Below are 25,212 nucleotides of genomic sequence, written 5' to 3' on the forward strand. Positions count from 1 at the left end.
TTACTTTTAACAAAATATTAATTTCTTCTTGATTTACTAAAATCAAAATTTTCGATTATATTAATAGATTTATCAAAAACTTCATCTTCGCTCAATTCATTAGTATCTATTATTACATATGGTATTTTATATTTTGTGGTTAAATTAATAAATTCCTTTTTATAAATAGAATGTAATTCAAAAAAATATTCAAAATTTTTATTAAAATTATCTATTTCAACTTTTCTTCCTCTTTTTAAAATTCTATTTTCAACATTTTTAAAATTAATATCAAGAAAAATTGCAAGATCAGGATTATTATCTAAATTTATTAAATGCTCAGACATTTCTAAAAAAGCTTTTAGGTATCTAGATTCTTTTTTTGAAAGTGTGACGATTGCAAAAATTATATGCTCAATATTAAACCTATCTAAAAATATATGTGTATCCTTATGTGAATTTTTGTTTAAAAATTTTTTATTAGCAATATTAAATGAATTTTCTAAGGATTCAGTGATATATGCTTGAAAAGATAAATCAATATTTGGCTTTTGTGAATAAATTCATTCTAAATATTTGTTAAAAATTTCATCATTTTCACTAAATTCTTCCAATAAAACAGAGTTTTTATATTTTTTATTTAAAAGTTTTGATAAAGTGCTTTTTCCGCTACCTATCATTCCGCTTACAGATATAACCATTATTTCTTTCTTTCTAAAATTAATTTATTTTTATGTTTTTCGATTATTTCAATTGTTTTGTTAAAAACCTCTTCTTCATTTAAGTTTTTAGTATCTATTATCACGTAATTCAAATTATATTTTTTAGCTTGTTTTTCGAAAGTTTTTCTGTAAAGTGCAAAAAGACTTTTGAAGTATTCTATATTTTCAGAATAGTGATTTATCTCTACTTCTCTACCTCTTTTAAATAGTCTTTTTTCAAATGTCGAATAATCTAAATCTAAATAAATTGCTAAATCAGGGGTCTCCCTATTTTTTATTAAGTTATTAAACATAGCATCATACCCCTTTAAATAGTTATCGCCTTTTTTAGAGAGTATAACTGATGCAAATATGTAATGCTCTATGCTAAATCTATCTAAAAATATATGGTTTTTATCCATTGAATAATTTAATTCATAAAATTTATCTATTATCTCATTTAATTTTGTTGTATGATTTTCAATTACGTACGCTTGAAACCCCATTGTCAAATTTTCTCTTTTTGAATATAATCACTCTAAAAATTGATTAAAAACCTCATCGTTCTCTTCAAATTCTTCAAGTAATAGAGAATTTTTGTAAAATTTTGTTAATTTTTTTGTCAAAGTACTTTTACCACTACTTATCATTCCGCTAATTCCAATAACCATCAATACCTCCGGATATTTTTATTGAAATATTAGTATAACAAAAAAATAATATGAATTTTTGAAAAATTTTTTTTATTTCTTTTTATTTATTTAAATAGTTTTAAAATAATAGAACATTATAATTATTATTTAGGAGTAAATATGTTTTTAAAAAAACCTGAGGGAACGTTGGAAATTATCACCGGCCCAATGTTTTCTGGAAAAAGTGCAGAATTATTAAAAAGATTAAAAATTTTAGAAATTGCAGGAATAAAAACTTTAGTTTTTAAACCTCGTTTTGATAATAGATTCAGCGAAACTATGGTTGTTAGTAGAACCGGAGCAAAAACGGATGCTATTGTAATTGAAAAAGCAAAGGAGATACTAGATAATTGAGACTCTAGTGTTAAGTCTGTTGCTATTGATGAAATAAATTTTGTTGATGATGGAATTTATGAAGTAATAGATTTTTTAGTTTTAAATGGAGTTAGGGTAATAATAAGCGGTTTAGATATGGATTTTATGCGAAGACCGTTTGGTGTTACTCCACATCTATTGGCTATTGCCGATTATGTGACTAAATTAAAAGCTGTTTGTTTAGTATGTAAGTCTGATGCGGCATTTTCTTTCCGTAAAGAAATTAATAGCGAATTAAATTTGTTAGGAGACTCCGAATACGAACCTAGATGTAGAAAATGCCATATTATTGGTGAGAAACAAAAAAATGATACTTATTTTAAAAAGTAAAAAGTGCTATTTATCGATAAATATATAGCGCTTATATTTATTTTTATTTTTTCACTTATTTTAAGTTACAAAAAATGTATAATAATTACAAGATTATTTATTAAGAATAATCTCTTAAAAAATATCCCAATCAAGATTAAAAATATAATTAAAATTTATTAAAAGAGGAAAAAATATGAAACGTTTATTATGTTTATATAAGCCAAGCAATGATAAAAATTATCCGTGAGCTTTAAAACACCCAAAAGTTAAATCTGCTTTAGCGTTATTTAAAACACGTAAAGATGCTATGAATTGATTCTTAGAATTAGGATACGATTGTGCTACTTATTTTCAAACTGAAAAAAAAGTTTTTGGTGGTCTTTTTATTTCTGAAAAAAACGAAGATGGAATTTTTGAATTTGAAGTTAATACTGAAAGATACGATGGTAACGTTGATGAATCTGATATTCTTAGAGAATTTAATGTTGATCAAAAAACTGGTTTAAGAAATTATGAAGAAGCTGGAAAATACTTAAGAGAAATTGTTGATTTTAAAGTTTTACGTGATCATGAAACTTATTTCCCTGCTGATGACGATTTTGTTATTGAAAGAAAGAAAAACCCTAAAGATATTCAAATTGAAAAATTACAAAAACAAATTGAGGAATTACAACTTTTATTACAAAGCAAAAACGTAGATTCACATGAAGTTTCTGTATTACTTGCAAAATTAAATGATACAAATTCAGACAAAGCTGCTTTACAAAGAGAAATTGAAATATTAAAAGCAAGAGCTGAATCTTATGATAATGTTGAAGTTAAAAAAGAAGTAGAAGTTAGAGAAGTAATTAAAGAAGTACCGGTTGAAGTCCGTAAGTCGTAAAAGAAGTTGAAGTAATTAAAGAAGTACCGGTTGAAGTCGTAAAAGAAGTTGAAGTAATTAAAGAAGTACCGGTTGAAGTCGTAAAAGAAGTTGAAGTAATTAAAGAAGTACCAGTTGAAGTCGTAAAAGAAATTTATACAAATGATAATGATTTAATTAAATATCACTATATTAGAGACCTTTCAAAAGAAGAACAATTAGAGTCATTAGCTGTTTTTGCTAACAAATTAGAAAAAATTTCAGATAAAGTAGTTGAAGAGAAAATAACTTCAATTCAAGATAGACAAGATATTAAAAACGAACTATCTTATTCGTTATCAGTTGCTAAAGAGTTGAAAGAATATTATAATGAAGATGTTAAAAAGACAAAATTATTAAAATTAATTATAGAGTCTTTAACAAAATCAACTAGTAGATTATCGACAAAAATATTTGCAAGAGAAGATGTTGCGCATGCACCTGAAAATTTTGTATATGTACAATTAGAAAATGGCGAAAATATTAGATTATCACAAGAAATTTCTTTTGTTATCTACAATAGAAAATATGTGGCTTTTGTCGAAGAAAAAGATTACTCATATGCTTTTGTTGCTCAAAGAGTTTCTAATAAAGATCATTTATTAGTATTTACTGATTATTCAAATAGTGTAAAACAAGAAACTATTGTAAAAACAAAAGAAATTTATGTAAATGAGAGTGATTCGTTCTTATTCTGATCGGTATTATTAATTTCATTAGCATTTGGAGTTTTAATAACATTAGTTTTCATGCTTTGATTAGGATATGTACCTACATTAGCATAATTAAATATAATATAAAAAATAATAGGGAGCCTTTACCCTGTTATTTTTTATATTTTTTGTTTAGCTATTATGGGTTTTTAAAAGTGGAGAATTATACCAAATTTCCCAAAAAGCATTTTAAAAATTTGGTATAATAAATATTATGGCTATAAAAAGAGAAAAAATGTTAGAAATAGTAAATCATCTCAAAAATTTTGGTTTTGTTTTCCAAGGTAGTGAAATATACGGAGGATTGTCAAATACATGGGATTATGGACCGTTAGGTTCTTTATTAAAAGATAATATTGCGCGTGCTTGAAAGTTAGAATTTATTACTAAAGAGTCTAATAATCATTTGATTGATTCTAAAATTTTAATGAATCCAAATGTTTGAGTTACCAGCGGTCATGTTGGTAATTTTAGTGACCCACTTATTGAAAATAAAGTCAATCAAAAAAGATATCGTGCAGATAAATTGATTCAAGAAATTGATGAAAATATAATACCAGAAAAAATGTCTAACGACGAAATGAGAGATTTTTTAGTAAAAAATTTACCTGAATATGAGGGTTCAAAAACAGATTGGTCAGAAATAAGAAAATTTAATTTGATGTTTCAAACTCATCAGGGTGTAGTTGAAGGCGAAAAATCTGTTGTTTATTTAAGACCGGAGACAGCTCAAGGTATTTTTGTTAACTTTAAAAATGTTTTGAGAACTTCAAGATCTAAATTACCTTTTGGTATTGGACAGATTGGTAAGAGTTTTAGAAATGAAGTTACACCTGGTAATTTTATTTTTAGGACTAGAGAGTTCGAACAAATGGAACTTGAATTTTTTACACATCCTGACGAAGCTAATAAATGATTTGATTATTATATAAATAAAGCATGAAATTTTGTTAAAAAAATAGGAATTAAAGAAGAAAGTATTAGATTAAGAAAGCATGATGAATCAGAACTTTCACATTATTCAACAGCAACAAGTGATATTGAATTTAAATTTCCTTTTGGATGAGGCGAATTATTAGGTGTTGCAAATAGAACTGATTTTGATTTAAAGTCTCATTCTGAAGCGACTGGTGAATCGTTAGATTATTTAGATCCGCAAACAAATAAAAAAATAACACCATATGTAATTGAACCAAGTATAGGATTAGATCGCTTAATGTTGGCTGTAATTTCAGATGCTTATAGTATCGAAACATTAGAAAATGATGAAAGAGTTGTATTAAAATTTCCTATAGAAATTTCGCCATTTAAATTGGCTATTTTGCCTTTGATGAAAAAAATTTCTCAACCTGCTATTGAGCTTTATAACAAATTGCTAGAAAAAGGAATTAGCGTAAGCTACGATGATGCTGGTTCTATTGGTAAAAGATATAGACGTCAAGATGCAATAGGTACATATTGATGTGCGACTATAGATTATCAAACATTAGAAGATAACACAATCACATTAAGAAATAGAGATACAATGGAACAAATTAGAATTTCTATCGATGATATTACTAAATATTTATAAAACTTTAAAAGGAGTTTAATTAAATGGCGACAATTCCAAACGAAATTGTTAATGAAATAATTTCGAACTCAAATATTGTAAATGTTGTGTCTAATTTCCTTGCTCTTAAACGAAAAGGGAATAATTATTCCGCACTTTGTCCTTTTCATTCTGATAGTAACCCGAGTTTTAGTGTTTCGCCGCAAAAAAATATTTATAAATGTTTTTCTTGTGGAGAAAGCGGAAATTCACTAACTTTTGTTATGAAAAAAACGGGTAAAAATTTCGTAGAAGCATTGGAATTTTTAGCAGAAATGATCGGATATACTTACGATTTTTCTAGTTATAAATTTAATCCTTTATCCACCTTTTCAAATGAAGAATTAAATTTATTTGAACTTTTGGATGCCGCAAACACTTTTTTAAAGACACAATTATTAAAATTTGAAAGTGCTCAAAAATTTTTAAATGAGAGACAAGTAAATAATTTTGATTTATTAAATACTTTTGATTTAGGTTATTCAAGAGAATCTGATTTATCTGATTATCTAACCAATAAATTACATTATTCCGAAAAAGAAATGATAGATGCTGGTCTTCTAAATAGCGATTTGTATAATTTTTTTAAAAACAGGATAACATTTGCTATACGTGATAATAATGGTAAAGTTGTTGGTTTTAGTGGTAGAACTTTAGATCCTAAAATCAAAAGTAAATACATCAATTCACCTGAAACTAAATTATTCAAAAAGTCTAAAATTTTATATAATTTTTATAATGCAAAAGAATTTATAAAAGCAAAAAAAGAAATTATTATTGTAGAAGGTTTTTTTGATGTAATTGCACTTTATAAATCTGGTGTTAAAAATGTTGTGGCATTAATGGGTACGTCACTTAGTGAAAATCATATATTTAATATTAAAAGTTATAAAATAAAGTTATTTTTGGACAATGATCAGGCAGGGATAAGTGCATCATTGAAATCAATACTATCATTGTATAAACACGGAGTCCATGATGTAGATGTTATTATAAATACTTATAATAAAGATCCGGATGAAATTTTTAAACAATATGGTAAAAATAAAATTTTAGAACTTTTAGAAAATACTAAAAATTCTTTAGATTTTATTTATGAGCATTTTATAAATAAAAATAGACTAATGGATAATAGAGATTTCAGTAGTTTACAAAATTTTGAAAATAATATTATAGAGTTTTTACAGTATTTACCAGAAAAATTTTCTGACTACATAATTAATAATTTTTATAAATCATATGATTATAAAATTGAAGTTAAGAAAAATGATGTTGAATACGAACTAAAAGATGATACTTATCTTGAAAATACAATTCCTTTAGACGAAAATTACTTGATACCTAATTATGTGCCTGCTGAATTTAACGAACAAAATCTAAGATCTTCAAATAATAATTTTATTAATAATAAATATATCGATAATAATTCAATAAATCTTTTAAGCAAAACAATTAATAATAATATACAGATTAAATTTTTGATATATATGTTAGAAAATAAGTATATCAATGATAAAATCGACCAATCAGATAATAGATTTTTCTTTTTGAAACATGAATTATATAAAAATATATATACTAAGATACAACAAATGCACAAACAAAGTGATAACTCAGAAAATTTTTTAGATAGTCTAGAAGATGATTTTGAAGTAAGTAGTAATATAAAGAATATTATTAGGATAAAAAAAGAAGAAGTTTTAAATGATTTAAAAAATATTTTTTCACAATTAATATACTTAAAAAATAAAAACTCTAATATAGATCAAACTTCTATAAATTCCTTTTTTGAAGAATATTCAAAAAGAATTAAAAAAGAATTAAATTCAAATGACGAAGAATGAGAAATTAGTTTAGATCCATTAATAAGAGCATTTACTAATGAATTCATATCAAAAAATAAAAATAATATGGCTAATATTGATATGTCTCAAATTGATTTAATAAGAGCTTACAAATCAAGAAACGTAAAAACAACCATAAATAAGAAAAAGCCAAAAGGAGAATAAAATGAATAATTATGATTTAGTAATTGACATTTTAAAACAAGAGTTAAAGAGAAAAAAGAAAACTTTTTTTACTCAAGAAGAAGTTTTTGATATCTTAGATAAAAGAAAACTAAGTATATCACAAGATGACGAGTATGACGGTATTACCGAATTTTTTGAAGTTCTTATGGAGCATAAAATCATTAGTAATAAAGTTGATCAAGGTGATGATGAACTAATTGATAATACATGATCAAAAGAATTAGAAAATAATACTAAAAAATTATCAAAAAATAAAGATAAAAAAACTTTAGAATTTAATGAAGATTCTGAAGAAAATGAGCTTGATTTTGATTCAGAAAACGATGAACTAGATCCTGATTTGTTTGAAGATGATGAAGAAATAGATTCTTCAGATGATGAAAAGACAGAGTACGATTATTCTAATGATGACAATGATGAAATAGATTCTGAAGAAGACGAAGATTCCGAAGAAGAACAAGAAGATGATGATTTATACTCATCATCGGATGATGAAGATTTTGATTTAGATTTGAATTTTGATCCTAACCAATCTATATTATTAGAAACAGAAAATAAAAAAACAAGTAACTTAGCAAATAAATTAACAGAAACAAATGATATTGTTAAATGATATATGCGTTGAATCGGTAAATATGGTAATCTTTTAACCGATGAAGAGGAAGCTGAAATTTGTCGTCAAATAGAAAAAGGCGGATTTAGAGGAAAAAGAGCTAGAGATAAATTAGTATTACGTAATTTACGTCTAGTTATCAATAATGCTAAAAAATACAAAAATAGAGGGCTTTCTTTTATAGATTTAATTTCAGAAGGAAATCAAGGTATAATGAAAGCTGTTCAAAAATTTGATGTTTCAAAAGGTTTTAAATTTTCAACCTACGCAACATGATGAATTAGACAAGCGATTACGCGCGCGGTAGCTGATCAAGCTAGAACTATTAGAGTTCCTGTTCATATGGTTGAGACAATTAACAAAGTTTCTAAAATAGAACGCGAACTTCAACATAATTTAGGCTACGAACCATCGGATAAAGAAATAGCTGATGAAATTAATAAAATCGCTGGAAATAATGATTTTACAGCGGATAAAGTAGCGTACATTAAAAAAATTAATATTGATCCAATTTCCCTTGATAAGCAAGTTGGTAAAGAAAACGATTCTTCATTTAGTGATTTTATTAAAGACGAAAACACAATTGGACCAGTTGATTTTTCAGCTCATGAAGAGTTATCTGATTTAATTTTAAAAATGATAGATGAAACATTAGAAGAGGATGAAAAAGAATTAATTTGTAAACGTTATGGTGTTGGCTATGATAAAGATGGTAATCGTTATAGAGTACATTCTTTAGAAGAATTGGCAGTTTCTAGAAACAATGTTTCTAAAGAAAGAATTAGACAAATTGAAAATAAAATATTAAGAAAACTAAGAAATAATCCTAAATTTGGTAAAAATTTAAAAGATTATCACGCATAATATGAAATTAAAAGAATTAATCAATGAACTTGAAAAAATGTACCCTTTATCAAATAAAGAGATATGGGATCCTTCTGGATATTCAGTTAAAACCCAACAACATAAAAAAATAACAGGTATTTTATTTGCAATAGATTTAACAAATGATGTTCTAAAATTTGCAATCGAAAAAAAATGTAACTTAATTTTAACCCATCATCCTTTTTTATTTGAAAAAGATAAAAAAACAGAATTTTTAAAAGCGCCTTATAAAAAGGAAATTGTTTCTAAGTTAAAAGAACATCAAATAACTTCTTATTCTATGCATACCAATTATGATTGTTCGTTATTAGGCACTTCATATCAAATAGTGAAATATATTGGTTTAGAAGAATATTTTGATTATACTTCTCCAAAGTATAGTGCTATAATAAATAAAAAAACTTCATTAAAAGAAATTGTTTTTTTATTACAACAAAAATTAGGTTTACATTCTTTTAGAACAAATCTAGATAAAGAAGATTATGATAAAGCATTTAATAATATTGCTTTTTTGAGCGGTAGCGGTTATATAGGTCAAATAATAGAAATGAAAGATAAAATTGATTTATTTGTAACAAGCGATCTCAAATGAAGTGATTGAATAACATACAAAAATACTAATGTTAATATATTAGAAATACCTCATTTAGATGAAGAAGTTTTTGCTTATCATTTACACGAAATTGTAAGAACTAAATTTAACAAGATAAATAATTTGCATATATACAAAATGAAATTACCTTATAATAATGTTCTAGAGGAGAAATAAATGAGCAAAATAACATCATATAATAATAATGTTCCGATATATTCTGAAGAAAAAACTTTAGAATATATCGAAGTTTTAAAAAAGTTTTTAAAAAATAAATTAAAAAGAGCCAATGCAACTGGTTTCATAGTTGGTATTAGCGGTGGAATTGATTCTGCATTAACTTATTCTTTAGCTAAATTAGTTGCTCCAAATACTACAATTGGTGTTGTTATGCCCATATCATCAATGAGCGATTATGACTTAAAACATATTAGTGAATTGGAAAAAACATTTGGTCAAGAATTTATCAAAGTTGATTTAAGTAGTGTTTTTGAAGCGCAATTAAAACAATTGAATATTTCTAATAAATTAGCTATAGCAAACATTAAACCTAGGTTAAGAATGACAACTTTATACGCTTTAGCTCAAGAAAATAATTCGTTAGTTTTAGGTACCGATAATGCTGATGAAGTTTATATTGGTTACTTCACAAAATATGGAGATGGTGGAGCAGACTTATTACCCATTTCTAGGTTAACTAAGGGCGAAGTTAATTTTATGGCTAAAATTCTAGGAGTTCCAGAAAGTATTTTAAGAAAGAAACCATCTGCAGGGCTTTGAGAAGGACAAAACGATGAAGATGAGTTAGGTTTTAGTTATTTAGAACTTGATTACTATATAAATCATTTAAATGATAAGGATAAAATTAATTCATATATTAAAGATGAATCAATAGAAAGAATAAAACATAAGCATAAAATTTCTAAACATAAAAGAGATGGCGCTTATAAGCCAAATAAAATAAAATAAAAGGAGAAATAATATGGCAGGACATTCACATTCAGCAAATATAGCACATAGAAAAGGTGCGCAAGATGCGGCTAGAGGAAAAATTTTTCAAAAATTATCTAAGGAGATCTATGTAGCAGCAATGCTAGGACCAGATCCGGATACTAATCCTACACTTAAATTAGCTATTTCAAAAGCTAAATCAAAAAATATGCCAAAAGACAATATTGAAAGAGCTATTGCTAAAGCTAAAGGTTCAAAAGATTCGGAATCATTCATTGAATTGTTATTTAATGCAACAATTAGTGGCGGAGCTACATTTATGGTTTTAGCTTTAACAGATAACGTTAATAGAGCGAAATCTAATGTGCAATCATATTTTAACAAACAAAATGCAACACTTGGAAAAACAGGTCAAGTCCCTTACGCTTTTGATAAAAAGGGAATAATTGAAATATCTAAAACATTAGTTTCGGAAGATGATTTAATGATGGTGGCACTAGAAGCTGGAGCTGAAAATATTGAAACAAATGATGATACTTTTGTTATCTTAACAGAGCCAGATGGTTTTACTGAAGTTAAATCTAAATTAGAAGAAGATTTAAAGATTAGTGAATTTATCCAATGTGAAGTTACATACATTCCAAATATGTATGTTGAATACGATGACGAAAAGAAAGAAAAATTATTTGAATTCATTGATAAATTAAAAGATGACGATGATGTTCAAGAAGTTTATCATAATATTCAGGAGTAAATTTAATGAATTGAATTTACGAAATTTATAAAGGAATTAATAGCGGGATTCAAAATGATAGCGCTTCCAAAATAATATTAGTTTTAATTTTTTTACTAATATTACTTTCTATACCGACAATTTTATCGATAACTTTACCTTTTGCAAAGAAACTTTTAAATAGCAATATAAAAGTTTATTTATATGCTTTTTCAACAGGTTTTTTTATTATACTTGCGACTTTTGGTTTTTTACGAGAATCAATAGAGCAGTCTTCTTTATATGCTTTTAATAATAATTTTTCAACGAATAAAACGTATTTATATAATATATTTTTAGTTGGTGGTGGTTCGCTTTTGGGCCTTATAATTGCAATAGTAATTAAATTTGTTATCTCATACAAACTTAACCAAAAATTGATGAAATCCAAAAAATTAAGTGTTTTTATTCACGAACATAATCATTCCGACGGAGAGATACATCATCATTCCCACGAAGAATTTATGTCAAACAAAGACGATAGAATAAATTTGGTTGAAGATACAATTTTTGTTGAAAAAGTAGAAAAAAAGTTAAAAATAATTGCTTTACTACTCCTATTAACACATAGAATACCTGAAGGTTTACTAATCGGGTATAGCTTGTCTCAAAATATACTTTCGGGATATTATGCAGAAATGCAATTGTCGGATGGTGGAGTTACAACTTTAACTGCTGCGTATCTTTTTTCTTTAATATTACATTTAATACCCGAAGAGTTAATTTTTTATGTTAGATTACGTGAATCAGGGTTTTCTCCTCTTAAATCACTAATGATTTCGTTTTTAGGATTATCACTTTTCTTACCTTTTATGATCATTGGTGTTTTTGTTAATATAGGCAATGAAAAATACATAAATTCTTTAATTTATTCAACAATTGGTACTATATTTATTTTCACTTCTTTAGTTGAGTTTTTACCTGAATTCTATCATTGAATTCTTAATAAAAGAAAATATTTTTTTGTTATATTAATGATGTTTATTGGAATATTATTTGCAATTTTTGTTTTATCATTCCATTCACACAGTCATTAATTAAATAGGGCGACAAATAACGATTCGCCCTTTTTGTTATTTAAGTATAAATAAGAATGTAAATAATGTATAATTTAATTAAAGATTATTGTTTTTGAAAGGAATTGATGAATACTAAAAAAAAATACTTTGCATTTGCGTTTTTATCTATTCTTTTAGTTTTAATATTGATAATTTCCATCTCTATAATCTATGTTAAAAATGTAAATATACATACACATTGATTAATAATTGAATTGTCGGTTGTTGTTTGATTGATTTTAACATCATATTCTATAAATCAAACTATTTTGTATTTTGCTAAAAGTAGAGAAATAATTAAAAAATCATTTAATGGATTTGTAGAAGATATAATGGATTCTAATTCTATAGGTTTAATTATTTATGATGTTGATAAAAAAATTTTATATACGACAAAATACATAAGAACAAAATTTAAAAAAGATTTTATTGGCAGAAATATTTTTGATTTTTTTAAAGAAATAAACCCAAAATATAAGGATTTAAATTTTGATGCTAATAATTTTAATATTAGTAATGAGAACAATGATTTTGAAGTTCAATTTTGACCTTTAAATAATGTTGTTGTGATAAGAGATATAACTACAGAATCAATTTATAAGAATGAAATTTGAGAGCAAAAGCCCGTTATTGCAGAATTGGAAATTGATAATTATAGTTTATATCAATCAATTCTTTCTGAAGAACAATTATTTAAAATTAATTCTATAGTAATTAATATAATAAACGAATGTGTTAAAAAATATAATATTATTTATAGACAATATACTAATGGTAAATTTCTTATTTTTACAAATGAATTAACTCTAAAGGAATTGATTGAAAATAATTTTGATCCGTTTATGAATATACAAGAAGATATTTCGAGAGAAGAAATTAATATTAATAAGCTATCATTAAGTATTGGTGTTGCTCATGGTTGAAATTCTTTAAATGAAAAATTAGAACAAGCGAAAAAAGCTTTAGTTCAAGCTCAATCGCGTGGAGGGGATCAAGTTGCAATATTTTCAAATTTTATGCCACATAAATATTATGGTTCTAATAATGAAATACTTCCGGATAATAATAGAACAAAAATTAGAGAAGTTTCTAGTTATTTTTCAAAAAAACTAGAAGATACAAAAATAAAGAATGTTATCATTTATGGTCATAGGTTAGCAGATTTAGATGCTCTTGGCTCTGCTTATGCAATACATTTGATTGCTAAAAAATTTGGTAAAAAATCATATATATGTAGTGAAACGTACGACAGTACCGTAGAAAATTGGCTAGAATCAAACCCTTGATTTAATAAAAATCAAATATTAATAAATAGAAAACAAGCTTTAGAATATAGTTCTGTTGATGCATTAATTGTTTTAGTTGATAATTCTGACCCATTAAGAACAGACAATCCTAATTTACTTGTAAATACTAAACGTGAAAATATTTTTATTTTTGATCATCATAGAGTTGCAAAACAAGTTGATTATGCCTTAAAAACTAACATTTTTATTGATACAAGTTCTTCGAGTGCTTCTGAAATAGTAACCGAAATATTAATGTTTTTATCATATAAAAATATTTTAGACACAAATGGGGCTCAAATGTTATTAAATGGTATATATTTAGATACAAATAATTTCTCAAAATCAGCTACTCCAAGAGCATTTGAGGCCGCGGCTTGGTTAGGTTTAAAAGGAGCTAATCCAGTTATTAGTAGAGATTTATTAAAAATAGATGAAAAAACTGAAAAAGTAATTGAATCAATGCTATCAAATATAACTGAAATAAAAGAAGGTTTTTACTTAGCTTATTCTGATATTGAAGTAACTAATGATGTTATTTCTATAGCAGCAAACGAAGTTTTAAAAATTAAAGGTCGTGTCGCTTCTTTTGTTGTAGCAAAATTAAAAGGCACTAAAAAATACAAACTTAGTGCACGTGGGATAAATACAAATGTTCAAATAATTTGTGAAGCTGTTGGTGGTGGCGGTCATTTTAGTGTTGCAGCCGCAGAAAGTGATGAGCAATTAGAAGTATTTATTGATAATATTAAACAAGCAATTTCCCAAAATGGAAATAAGGAAGGATAAAAATGAAAATAATTTTAATTAAAGATTCAAAAGACGGAAAAGCTAACACAATTATTGATGTATCTCCAGGTTATGGTACTAATTATTTAGTTAGAAATAAAATTGGTGTTCCGTATAACGAGAAAAATTATGCTGAATTACAAAGAAAATTAAATAAATTAGTATCAGATGAACACCAAACAAGACAAGAAGCTCATGAGTTAAAAAATAAACTAGAAGATTTAGTTTTAAAATTTGAATTAAGCGCAAATATTGACGGAAATAAGAACTTAAATGTTCATGGTTCTATTTCTACTAAAGATGTCGAAAAAGAAATTTCAAAACTCGGTTTTAATGTTCCTAAACATGCTTTTCAAAAAATTCATTTAATTTCTGAAGGAAAACATGATGTCGAAGCTATCTTATATAAAGATATAGTTGCCAAAATTAGAATTGAAATAAAAATAAATGTACACAAATAATAAATTTAACAAAACTTTAAAATATTCTAATTTCGAAAAATTATCTTCAAAGTTTTTAACAAATACGCTTTTTCATGATTATAATATTGAGAGAAGTGTGTTGGCAGTCATGATATCAGTTGAAGATAAACAAACAATGGGTGTAGAGTATTTAAATTCTGATGTTTTCTTTTATGCGGATAATAGACAAGTTTTTGAATTTATAAAATTGAAAAGAGATTCTAACGAGGGTTCTATAGTATCTTATTCTTTTACTGATTTAAGTAATTTCTTAGCATCTAATGATGAATTAGCAAAAAGATTTCCCTTAGTAGATCAAGGACTACTTAACGATTTATCAACATTAATAGTTAATGAAAATAATTTTTTAAATTATATTCAAAAATTAATCGATTTACACAAGTTAAGACTATTGGAAGTTTTTTATAGTGACACTATAAATTCTATGAAAAATAAAACTGATGTTAAGTTCCAAGATTGTGTAGAAGACTTCGAAAAATTTGTCATTAATAATAAGGTCGACACCGTAGATAATAGTAGTTTTATTTCTCTTTCAGAAGCTACGAAAAATTATGAAGAGCAAATGCAAAAAATTATGGAAAGTGATGGTTCCTATAATGATGATAGAATTTTTACAGGATATCATGGAATCGATAAATTTACAAATGGTTTTAAAGGTGGTCAATTAATTGTTTTAGCTGCTCGTCCTGGTGTTGGGAAGACTGCTTTAGCATTAAACATTGTAAGTAATATTTTAAAAAATCCAAAGCGTAATTGTGCTTTCATATCTCTAGAAATGCCAGTAAATGAATTGGTGATAAGATATTATTCAGCAAATTCTAGAACACCAATGCGCAAAATATCAGACCCAAAGCAATTATCACCTCAAGAAATTGATGTATTAAAAGAATCTTTCAACAATAATGCTTTAGATAGACTATATTTTGATGATTCGCCTTCTAGCAAAATATCAGATATTATTTGAAAAATTAAATATTTATCAAAAGAATTACCAACTAAATTAGATTTTGTTGTTGTTGATTACTTACAACTTTTAAGCGGCGGAAATTTGTCTAACGGAAATAGACAAAATGAAGTTTCTATAATATCAAGAACACTAAAAACGCTTGCTTTAGAACTAGAAATACCAATTTTAGCACTTTCACAACTTTCAAGAACTGTCGAACAACGTGAAGATAAAAGACCACAACTACACGATTTAAGAGAATCTGGTTCAATTGAACAAGATGCAGATATCGTTATATTTTTAAATAGATCGAATAAATTTTTACAAGAAAAAACAAATACTGAAGATAGAAATAACCCTATAAAAATAGATTTAACCATCGCTAAAAATAGAAATGGACAACCCGGTATTTCTAATGTATATTTTGAAGGAAATATTGTGTTATTTCAAGAAATTCAAGAAGATAATTATTAAAAGGAGAAGCGGAATAATGGATTCTTATTATTGATGATTTAAAAGTAATATTAAAGTAGGTATTGCTCATGGATAGTTATTATTATTACATTTTTATACCAATACTGCTAGCTTTATTTTTTTTAAGTGGCGTATATAGTGGTTGCGAAACTGCTTATTCAACTTTAACAAAAGCTAAAATATATGAAATGGTTGAAAATAAAGAAAAATTTTCTAAAATAATAGAAAAACATAGTAATAGATACAATAGAATTTTAACAACAATATTGATTGCGAACAATATAGTCAATGTCTTATCTGCGACTATGACTGCATTATTATTAGGTAAGGTGTTTGAAAACTATACAAATGCTTCGTTTTTAACAACTATAATTTCAACGGCGTTAGTAACCCCTCTTTTAGTTATTTTTGGAGAAATTACTCCTAAATTATTAGCAAAGACAAATCCTAAAAAGTTTTTAAAAATGTGAAGTTGATGAATTGATGTTAATTATTGATTTTTTTGAGTTTTAACATGACCAATTAGCAAATTGTCTAAAAAAGTTTATGTTACGCATTCAGAAGAAGATTTAAAGAATATAATTAATATAGCTCAAAATGAGGGTGTATTACAAACAGGAGAAAGTTTATTAGCTCAAAATGCACTTGATTTAGATTCTACAAAAGTATCTTCGCACTACATTAGAATGAAAGATGTAACATATTTAAATTATAAAACTAGTATAGCGGATGCTCTCAAGGTTTTTGCAGAAACAAATTATTCAAGAATACCTATTGAAAAAGATAAAAAAATGATAGGAATAGTACTATTAAAAGATATTTTTTTACTTAAAAAAGGTCAATTATTAAAATACGTTAAACAAGTTCCGCAAATTTCATCAAATTCGATATTATCAAGTGCTTTAGAAAAAATGAGAAGCGCGCAAGCACAGATGGCTTTTGTGGTTGAAAATAATAGTAGCACAGATGTTTTAGGAATTATAACCATCGAAGATATTGTTGAAGAAATTGTCGGAGAAATATATGACGAATATGATGATGATGAACAAATTTATGAAATTTCATTAGAAAAATCTAGAGTACAAAGTGATGTGATAATGTGAGATTTATTCAAACAACTTGAAATAGATTCTTCATTACTAGAAGATAGTGAACACGATTTAACTTTAAGAGATTTTATACTATTAAAAACTTCTAAAACGAGACTTTACAAAAATGCTAGATATGTTTTAAATGATAAAGTAGCATTTAAAATCATTGAAATTAGCAAAGAAAAGAAAAAAATATCGACTGTTGAAGTAACAAAATTATAAAAAATAGACATTTTAACATAAGTTAAAAGTCTATTTTTTTTATTTATTTTTTACCTAGCATGCTAAACATATTCTTTTTATAAACTTCGACACCAGGTTGATTAAATGGATTTACTCCAAGCAAGTATGCACTCATTGTTAATGATCTTTCAAAGAAGATGAAAAGAGCACCTAAAGTAGATTCATCAAATTTATTAAATAACATATGAATAACTGGTATTTTACCAACTTCATAATGAGCTTGTGAAGTAGCTTCAAAAGCTGTATTGTTAATAGAATGCAAGTTGTTTTTATCTAAATATCCTAGCTTATCATAATCTACTTCGTCTGTAGTGAATTCTATATTATCTTGTGGATTTTTAAGTGTTAAAACTGTTTCAAATAATATTTTATTACCATCTTGAATCATTTGACCTAAAGAGTGTAGGTCTGTGGAGAAAATAGAACTTGTAGGTCATATTCCTTTTCCGTCTTTACCTTCTGACTCTCCGTATAATTGTTTTCATCATTCCATAAAATATTGCATTTTTGGTTCGTATGAAACCATCATTTCAATAGTAAAGTTATTTTTTGTATGTAATAAAAATCTAGCGACGGCATATTGATAAGCTTCATTTTCACTAATTTTATGCGAACTTAACTCTTTGTTTGTTTCGTTTGCTCCATCTAATATTTTTTTAGCATCAATTCCAGCACATAAAAATGGGAATAAACCGACAGCAGTTAAAACTGAAAATCTACCACCGATATCATCGGGTACTATAAATTTTGTGTATCCTTTTTCACTTGCTAATTCGAATAAAACACCTTTTGATTTATCCGTTGTTGCAACAATTAAATCTTTAGAATTTTCTCCTTCTTTTTCTTCTAAAATTTTTCTAAATTCCCTAAAAGCTATTGAAGGTTCAAGTGTTGTTCCTGATTTGGAAATAACATTAATTGCAAATTTTTTATTTTTTACATAATTCAATTTTGCTACTAATGTTTCAGCTGAAATGTCATTTCCAGCAAATAATAATTCCATTTTTGGTTTTTTCATTGAGTAAGGACCATAAATAAAATCATAACCAGATTTTGCACCTAAATAAGAACCACCAATACCGATTACAACAACAACTTCAACTCCATTTTTGTGTCATTCGTTAGCTTTTTGTTCCATTTTTGAAAATTCTTCTTTATTATAATTTTCGGGTAGATCATATCATCCAAGTCAATCTTTTTCAGCAACGTTTTTATTTAAAACATCATTATGAATTTTAGTGACATTATCTTGTAGTGAATCAATCATTTTTTTATCTAAATGTTGAGATGTTTTTTCTAAATTGATTTTTAAATATTTCATTAATTCTCCTTTAATAATTTAAATTATTAAAATTATATTATAATTTCACAAAAAATAATATTGTTTTTTAATCGTTCTTGATATTGTAAGTTATCTTACCAGAAGAATATGTGTAATTTTTTTGTTCGTTTTCAACGTCTTCTAATTTATACTCATATTCTTCTATTTCTGGAAATTTTTTTCTAAATAAAAACATTATAAAATCATATACCATAATCATTGCTCGAACATCGTTTTCACAATATCTTTTCAATTCCGGAACTACATTTTGTTCCCATACATTATCACTTATTCCGTTAACATGTCTTAAAATAGCGACTTCCATTGCCATAGTTCCTTTTTGGATTACTAGTTCAGAATAAGGTGTTATTTTAGATCTAAGGTCAAAATTCATTTTATTAATATATTTTTCAATTCCTTTTATTGAATAAAAGTAATTTAAAAATTTTATATGTATTCTTGTTTTTTCTAAAATCTTATTATTTTTCTCAAGATTAACGTTTTTATCATCACTAATTTCAATGTCATTTCCGTTTTCTAAGAATGTAAAATAATCCTTAATTTCATAACTATTTAATTTTGAATGTCCAAAGCAATCTAGTAAGTCAATTGTATTGTTATTTATTTTATTTATCTTGTTATCAAATTCGCTTTTTTCTTTGTAGATTTTATTAAATTCATTGATAAAATCAACATCATTATCCTTGAAAGCTTTTTCAACAAGTTTTTTAATCTCTCTATTTCTAGTGTTTTCATAACTTTTATTATAAACTACGTAATAATCATAATCATCGCTATGTATTTGATCTATCATTTTTACTAAATCGATAAGTTTTAAATTTTTGGTATCGCAAACAATATTCTTTTTATCTATCTCATTACCGTTTTTTGTTATTATTATGGATACTTGATTAACAATTTGATTGTAAGGTCCTATGTTATTTAAAGGTGGATAAAGTTCTGCAAAACCTTCATAATCATATCAACAAATTTTGGCATCTTTTTTATGTAATTTTTTAATTTTATTTAATGCAGCTATTGTAAAAAAGTTATCAGTTTCATTGAATTTTTTATTCTCATCTATTATGCTTTTGATATTATTTTTCGAAATATTTTTATAGTATTTGAAAGAAATTCTTTCAAATTTATCTTTTGTTAAGAATTTGAATATTGCATATTTTTCTTCTTTATCTATTCCTAACATATCATCAAAATAAATATTATTAATCTCATGGTTAAATGTATTTAAATTACCGTTAAGTCAATTTTCTACTAAGTTTTTCTTATCATTTTTATTATTAAATTGTAAAAAATGTACTATTGCATCTAGATTAATATTTTTAAAATCAAAATAGGATTTAGTAATTATTTTTTCATAAAAATCATAGTTAAAAATTGTGAACGCATAATCAGAATCATTATTTGATTTTTTTTCATTTTTAAACGGTATAACAATTTGTCCTTCTCTGTAACTAGTTATATCTTTCTTTGAATAATTAAAAAGAAGTAAATCATTAAAATTCAAAGAAATATTATTTTCTGGAAATATCATATTTTTAGATGCTTTTAAAAAACTATACACTGAATTATTTTTATCATATTTGTTATTTATGAACAGTAAGTTATCACCAGATTTTGTTATAGCCTCCGAAAATTCTTTCAACATATCTGTAAGGTTTTTTCCTGTTGGCTTAGATATTGATTTATTAGGTGACGCAGCAAAAGATTCGTAAAATTCAATTTTATTTTTTGTAATTTTTCCATTTAATTTTGTGTATGGGTTTATTAAAATGGTGGACATATCTCTTATGATAAGATTATTTTTGATAAATAAATTATTTGCAAAAAAGAACTTATAATATAGTTCATATTTAGCTTTAGTATAACTTAAAAGAACTAATTTATCGTTTTTCTTATCAAAAATTAAAAAAGGTAAATTGAATAAGAAATTATTTTCTCCTTCTATTAATGAATATCCAATAGTTCCGTTAATTATAACGTCAATTTCGGGATCTGCAATAGCATTTAATGTTTCATTTATTTTCACTTCAATACTATTTTTTGTACTTATGTACTTAGGTTTTTTTAAATTATATTTTTTTAAATAATAATTAATTGCATCGTTATTATATCTATCATAATTATCTTTAAATACTTTTATATAATCATTTTGATTTACAAAATTACCTTTTGACACAGCTCCAAAATCATGAAATACACTGTCTTCGTATTCAAACTTTGAGTAGTCAAATAAATTTCCGTTCTCATCAGTTTCTTCCCCAAATTCAATAAAATTATCTATTGAATTTGATTCGTCAAAAATATTATTTATATAATTGACCAAATCCTTTCTTTCTCAAATTAGGGCCGGATTTAACCCGAATGTTTTTTTAAAAATGTTTCAAGATATATTTATAATTTTCATTATTTATTCTCCTTATTAAAAACTAATATAAATTATTATAAGTTTTATTTATATTTTAAAAAAATAAAAAATTATTTTTTGGTTTGTTATAATATTTTTGTAAAGAATTGTAATAAAAGAAAAAGAGGTTTAAATGAAAAATACAAAAATATTTTTAAAAGTTTTTAGTTCTATTGTTGGATTTTCAACTTTTGCTACTGTCATTTCTTGTTCAAATAAACAAGATATGTCTAATGGAGAACCAACCAAAAATAAAGTATCTAAAGACCAAACTAACGATAATCCAAATGCAAACATTAATGAAATAGACTTTGAAGTTAAAAAAATATTTAATCAAAATTTTGAAAAAGAATATTCAAGTTCACAAGTACAAAATTTAATTAATGCTATTAATTCTAATTCTGTTTTGTTTTATGACTATAAAGCTAAAGCGCTATTATCTGCTCCTGAAGGTACAGAAAGACCTAATTGAAAGGAAAATAGTTACGCGAATGTTTTCGATGCTAGCGAATTAACAATTGGTGGTAAATATAATCTATCTAATGCTATAAATCCTACTTTTGAAAGTAGAGGAGTAAAGAAAAGTGCACCAAAAATAGAATATGTCAAAAGTGATAATAAGATTACAATAGCATTCAAATACACTAAGCATAACGGTGGTTCTAAAGATGTAACTGTATCGGATAATCAATATAAATTAATTATAAATTTATAAATTTAAACACCTAGTTAAATAGGTGTTTTTTATTTCTCAAAATGTACAGTATATATTGTTGTTTAGCTTTTAATTTATGTCAAAATAATGTATAATTTAATAAAATATATTTTATTAAAAGGAGTACTATGGCCGACGATAAAAAAATAAATGAATTTTTAAATGAAGAATCAAACGAAAAAATAAAAAATACCGATTTAGAGTTTGATTATGAAGAAGAAAATAGGCTTGTTTTTAAAAAGAAGGAAACTATAGTTGTCGATGAAGAGGAAGAAGAAATACCTCAAAATAAAGAAGAATATACTGTTAGTTCACAAATAATTGAAAAAGAAACAGACGGTGTATTTCCTGTTGTTATTGACAATGAAATGAAACAATCGTTTTTAGAATATTCTATGAGTGTTATAGTTTTTAGAGCATTACCGGATGTTCGAGATGGATTAAAACCCGTTCACCGTAGAATACTTTATGATATGGCAGAGTTAGGTATTACACCTGGTTCACAACATAGAAAAAGCGCCCGTATTGTTGGTGACGTTCTAGGTAAGTATCACCCTCACGGAGATAGTTCGGTTTATGAAGCAATGGTTCGTATGGCTCAAGATTTCTCGATGAGATATCCTTTGGTTGACGGTCACGGTAACTTTGGTTCTATTGATGGCGATGAAGCGGCTGCTATGCGTTATACAGAAGCAAGAATGTCTAAATTATCCGCCGAAATGTTGGATGGAATTAAGAAACAAACTATTGATTTTGTAGATAACTATGACGGTAGCGAAAAAGAGCCGAGTGTTCTTCCGTCTCGTTTTCCTAATATTCTTGTTTCGGGAGCCTCGGGAATTGCTGTTGGTATGGCTACAGAAATACCGCCTCATAATTTAGGAGAAGCAATTGACGCAACTATTGCATTAGCTAAAAATCCAGAATTAAATGTTCGTGATTTGATGCAATATGTAAAAGGTCCAGATTTTCCGACCGGAGCTATAATTCTTGGTACTAAAGGTATTATTGATGCATACGAAACAGGTAAAGGAAGTATTACAGTTAGATCTAAAACAAAAATTATCGAAAAATCTAATGGTAGAAATCAAATTATTGTTACAGAAATACCTTATGCAATTAAAAAAACAACTTTAATTCAAAAAATAGTAGATTATCATAAGACAAGAGAAATTGAAGGGATTTCAGATCTTAGAGATGAATCTAATAGAGAAGGTATAAGAATTGTTATAGATGTTAAAAAAGGTTACAACCCACATGTTTTATTAAATAAACTTTATCAAAAAACATATTTACAAACTACATATAGTGCAAACATGGTAGCTTTAGTTAACGGAGAACCTAAAGTTTTAAATTTAAAACAAATTTTATCTGAATATATTGCACATCAAAAAAATATAGTTTCTCGTAGATTGAAATTTGACCTTAATAAAGCCGAAGAGAGAGCACATATATTAGAAGGTTTAAAAATTGCAATTTCAAACATTGATGAAGTAATTAAAATTATTAAAACTTCTAAAACTGAGTCTATTGCTCAACAAAGACTTTCTGAAAGGTATGAGTTAACAGATAGACAAACTAAAGCAATATTGAGTATGAGTCTTGGTCGTTTAACAGGGTTGAGCATTGAAAATATGGAAGCAGAATTAGCTTCATTATTAAAAGAAATTCAATATTATTTAGAAATTTTAAGTGATGAACAAAAATTAATTGAATTAATAATTTCCGAATTAGAAGCAATTAAAAATAAATTCAACGATGAAAGACGTACTTTTATAGATGTTGCCGGAATTGGTAAGATAAGTGATGAGGATTTAATACCTGTTAAAGATATAGTTATAACAGCTTCAATAAACGGTTATGTAAAAAGAATTAATCTTGAAGAATATAATACTCAAAGACGTGGTGGTGTAGGTTCTATTAGTATGAAAACCTACGAAGATGACGATATTTCATTAATATTAAATAGTACAACACATAGTGATTTATTATTATTTTCAAATTTTGGTAAGGCTTATAGTTTAAGAGGTTATCAAATTCCAGAAGGTTCTAAACAAAGTAAGGGGATACCTTTTATTAATCTTATTGAAAGTTTAAATGTTAAAGATGGTGAAAAAATTATTTCTATAATTAGTGTTGATGAATTTCAAAGTGATAATTATTTAGCGACAATAACAAAAAATGGTATTTTTAAAAAATCGGATTTATCATTATTCAAAAACGTTCGTAAGAATGGTTTGAGAGCATTTAGTTTAGCTGAAGGAGATGAGTTAGTACGTGCATTTATAATTTCAGATAATGACAACATTCTTGTGGCAAATAATTATAAAAATATTGCTATTTTTAAAGCTAACGATATTCGTCCAATGGGTCGTACAGCTCGTGGTGTAAGAGGTATAAAACTAGAACAAGGTCAAAGTGTTATAGGAGCTTCGACAAATAGAGATGGTTCGTTAATACTTTCATTAGGAAGTAAAGGTTTTGGAAAACTTACAAACGAGCAAGAATATCGTTTATCAAAACGTGGTGCTAAAGGTGTGACAGGAATAAATCCTGAAAAAGCAGGAAAATTAGTTTTTGCGCGTTTTGTCGAAACTTCCGATGAGTTGCTGGTTATAACAACAAGTGGAATAACAATACGTACAAAGATTAGTGAAATTAGTCAAACATCTAGAGCTACAAAAGGGGTTAAAATAATTAGCTTAAGAGATAAAGACGAAATCACCGCAGTAGAAATAATTAAAGGCGAAAAAGAAAATTAATATAAGGCTATGTATGAAAAAAACAAATTTGAAAGACGCTTTTAAAAATATTGTTAAAGATAAAAAAGTAGGTAGATTACGCAAAAGTTATATAGAAGCAACAAATTATTTTAAGAAAGGTAATTTCTTAATATTAGCAGTAGGTTTTATTTCTGGTTTAATTTTTAAAGATCTTGTTTCATCCTTAGCTAATGATATAATCTTAGGAGCAATAAGTAGCATTTATAATTTTAAAAATGCGGATATCAATAGTTTAGCTTGACATGGAATTAAATATGGAAAATTCATTGGTATTTTAATTAATTTTATTTTAATTACTTTTGTTTTATTTATTATATTAATAGTCGTTTTCTTTATTAAGTCTTTTATAACAGATTTTAGAAAAAAAAGCAATCCGCCTATTGAAGAGACTGTCGAAAAACAAATGAGTATAGAGGAGCAAATTTTAGAACAACTTAAACTTATAAATGATAAATTAAATAATTCTACCCAAAATATTGAATAAAAAACAAA

At 25.8% G+C, this 25,212-nt stretch carries 21 protein-coding genes; 17 read left to right on the forward strand and 4 right to left on the reverse strand.

All coding sequences use genetic code 4. From position 1 onward, the window contains the following. Positions 1-17: 17 nt before the first annotated feature. Together JXZ92_RS01545 and JXZ92_RS01550 are read right to left on the reverse strand one after the other, a co-directional pair. Complete coding sequence (locus JXZ92_RS01545) at positions 18-680, reverse strand: deoxynucleoside kinase (protein ID WP_205852032.1); 663 nt, start codon at positions 678-680, stop codon at positions 18-20. Continuing rightward, positions 680-1,351 (reverse strand): deoxynucleoside kinase, encoded by a 672-nt coding sequence (locus JXZ92_RS01550; protein WP_205852033.1) that lies wholly within the window; start codon positions 1,349-1,351, stop codon positions 680-682. Before JXZ92_RS01550 ends, JXZ92_RS01545 begins: the two co-directional genes overlap by 1 nt. A gap of 141 nt (positions 1,352-1,492) precedes the next feature. Between JXZ92_RS01550 and JXZ92_RS01555 the strand changes: the two genes are divergently transcribed. The 14 genes from JXZ92_RS01555 (at position 1,493) to JXZ92_RS01620 (ending at position 17,455) form a co-directional block, all read left to right on the forward strand. Beyond that, on the forward strand, positions 1,493-2,077 hold the full coding sequence (locus JXZ92_RS01555) for a thymidine kinase (protein ID WP_205852034.1): 585 nt from the start codon (positions 1,493-1,495) through the stop codon (positions 2,075-2,077). Positions 2,078-2,252: 175 nt separating this feature from the next. Then, complete coding sequence (locus JXZ92_RS01560) at positions 2,253-2,942, forward strand: MAG3090 family protein (protein WP_205852035.1); 690 nt, start codon at positions 2,253-2,255, stop codon at positions 2,940-2,942. Positions 2,943-3,274: 332 nt separating this feature from the next. Further along, the gene (locus JXZ92_RS01565; protein WP_205852036.1) at positions 3,275-3,745 is read left to right on the forward strand and encodes a hypothetical protein; all 471 of its coding nucleotides are present in this window, start codon (positions 3,275-3,277) and stop codon (positions 3,743-3,745) included. A 142-nt stretch (positions 3,746-3,887) separates the two neighbouring features. Continuing rightward, positions 3,888-5,246, forward strand: a complete 1,359-nt coding sequence (locus tag JXZ92_RS01570) for a glycine--tRNA ligase (RefSeq protein WP_253282239.1) — start codon at positions 3,888-3,890, stop codon at positions 5,244-5,246. A gap of 23 nt (positions 5,247-5,269) precedes the next feature. After that, complete coding sequence (dnaG, locus tag JXZ92_RS01575; RefSeq protein WP_205852038.1) at positions 5,270-7,273, forward strand: DNA primase; 2,004 nt, start codon at positions 5,270-5,272, stop codon at positions 7,271-7,273. Position 7,274: 1 nt separating this feature from the next. Beyond that, the gene (locus JXZ92_RS01580; RefSeq protein WP_205852039.1) at positions 7,275-8,771 is read left to right on the forward strand and encodes an RNA polymerase sigma factor; all 1,497 of its coding nucleotides are present in this window, start codon (positions 7,275-7,277) and stop codon (positions 8,769-8,771) included. A 1-nt stretch (position 8,772) separates the two neighbouring features. Next, positions 8,773-9,561, forward strand: coding sequence for a Nif3-like dinuclear metal center hexameric protein (locus tag JXZ92_RS01585; RefSeq protein ID WP_205852040.1), 789 nt, complete (start codon positions 8,773-8,775; stop codon positions 9,559-9,561). Continuing rightward, entirely contained in the window at positions 9,562-10,353 is a 792-nt protein-coding gene (gene nadE, locus JXZ92_RS01590; RefSeq protein ID WP_205852041.1) for an NAD(+) synthase, read from the forward strand. Between the two features lie 13 nt (positions 10,354-10,366). Then, a complete protein-coding gene (locus JXZ92_RS01595; protein WP_205852042.1) occupies positions 10,367-11,089 on the forward strand; it encodes a YebC/PmpR family DNA-binding transcriptional regulator in 723 nt (240 codons plus the stop codon). Positions 11,090-11,094: 5 nt separating this feature from the next. Beyond that, positions 11,095-12,144: a ZIP family metal transporter gene (locus tag JXZ92_RS01600; protein ID WP_205852043.1), complete on the forward strand. Its 1,050-nt coding sequence runs from the start codon at positions 11,095-11,097 to the stop codon at positions 12,142-12,144. Positions 12,145-12,251: 107 nt separating this feature from the next. Beyond that, the gene (locus JXZ92_RS04160; RefSeq protein WP_205852044.1) at positions 12,252-14,240 is read left to right on the forward strand and encodes a DHH family phosphoesterase; all 1,989 of its coding nucleotides are present in this window, start codon (positions 12,252-12,254) and stop codon (positions 14,238-14,240) included. A gap of 2 nt (positions 14,241-14,242) precedes the next feature. Beyond that, positions 14,243-14,701, forward strand: a complete 459-nt coding sequence (gene rplI, locus JXZ92_RS01610) for a 50S ribosomal protein L9 (protein WP_205852045.1) — start codon at positions 14,243-14,245, stop codon at positions 14,699-14,701. After that, a complete protein-coding gene (locus tag JXZ92_RS04165) occupies positions 14,688-16,142 on the forward strand; it encodes a DnaB-like helicase C-terminal domain-containing protein (RefSeq protein ID WP_205852046.1) in 1,455 nt (484 codons plus the stop codon). Before rplI ends, JXZ92_RS04165 begins: the two co-directional genes overlap by 14 nt. Positions 16,143-16,210: 68 nt before the next feature. Beyond that, on the forward strand, positions 16,211-17,455 hold the full coding sequence (locus tag JXZ92_RS01620; RefSeq protein WP_205852047.1) for a hemolysin family protein: 1,245 nt from the start codon (positions 16,211-16,213) through the stop codon (positions 17,453-17,455). 43 nt (positions 17,456-17,498) lie between these two features. On the opposite strand, the gene JXZ92_RS01625 is transcribed toward JXZ92_RS01620, so the two are convergent. Further along, complete coding sequence (locus JXZ92_RS01625) at positions 17,499-18,797, reverse strand: glucose-6-phosphate isomerase (protein ID WP_205852048.1); 1,299 nt, start codon at positions 18,795-18,797, stop codon at positions 17,499-17,501. Positions 18,798-18,864: 67 nt separating this feature from the next. Beyond that, positions 18,865-21,222, reverse strand: coding sequence for a UU173 family protein (locus JXZ92_RS04170; protein WP_205852049.1), 2,358 nt, complete (start codon positions 21,220-21,222; stop codon positions 18,865-18,867). A gap of 133 nt (positions 21,223-21,355) precedes the next feature. Here JXZ92_RS04170 and JXZ92_RS01635 point away from each other — a divergent pair, with 133 nt between their 5' ends. The 3 genes from JXZ92_RS01635 (at position 21,356) to JXZ92_RS01645 (ending at position 25,204) form a co-directional block, all read left to right on the forward strand. Continuing rightward, complete coding sequence (locus JXZ92_RS01635) at positions 21,356-21,937, forward strand: hypothetical protein (protein WP_205852050.1); 582 nt, start codon at positions 21,356-21,358, stop codon at positions 21,935-21,937. A 128-nt stretch (positions 21,938-22,065) separates the two neighbouring features. After that, the gene (gyrA, locus tag JXZ92_RS01640) at positions 22,066-24,699 is read left to right on the forward strand and encodes a DNA gyrase subunit A (RefSeq protein WP_205852051.1); all 2,634 of its coding nucleotides are present in this window, start codon (positions 22,066-22,068) and stop codon (positions 24,697-24,699) included. Between the two features lie 13 nt (positions 24,700-24,712). Continuing rightward, positions 24,713-25,204 carry an MscL family protein gene (locus JXZ92_RS01645; RefSeq protein WP_205852052.1) on the forward strand — a complete coding sequence of 164 codons (492 nt, stop codon included), beginning with the start codon at positions 24,713-24,715 and terminating at the stop codon, positions 25,202-25,204. The last annotated feature ends 8 nt before the right edge of the window (positions 25,205-25,212 follow it).

This window comes from Mycoplasma sp. CSL10137, assembly GCF_017116845.1.
GTDB lineage: Bacteria > Bacillota_I > Bacilli_A > Mycoplasmatales > Metamycoplasmataceae > Mycoplasmopsis.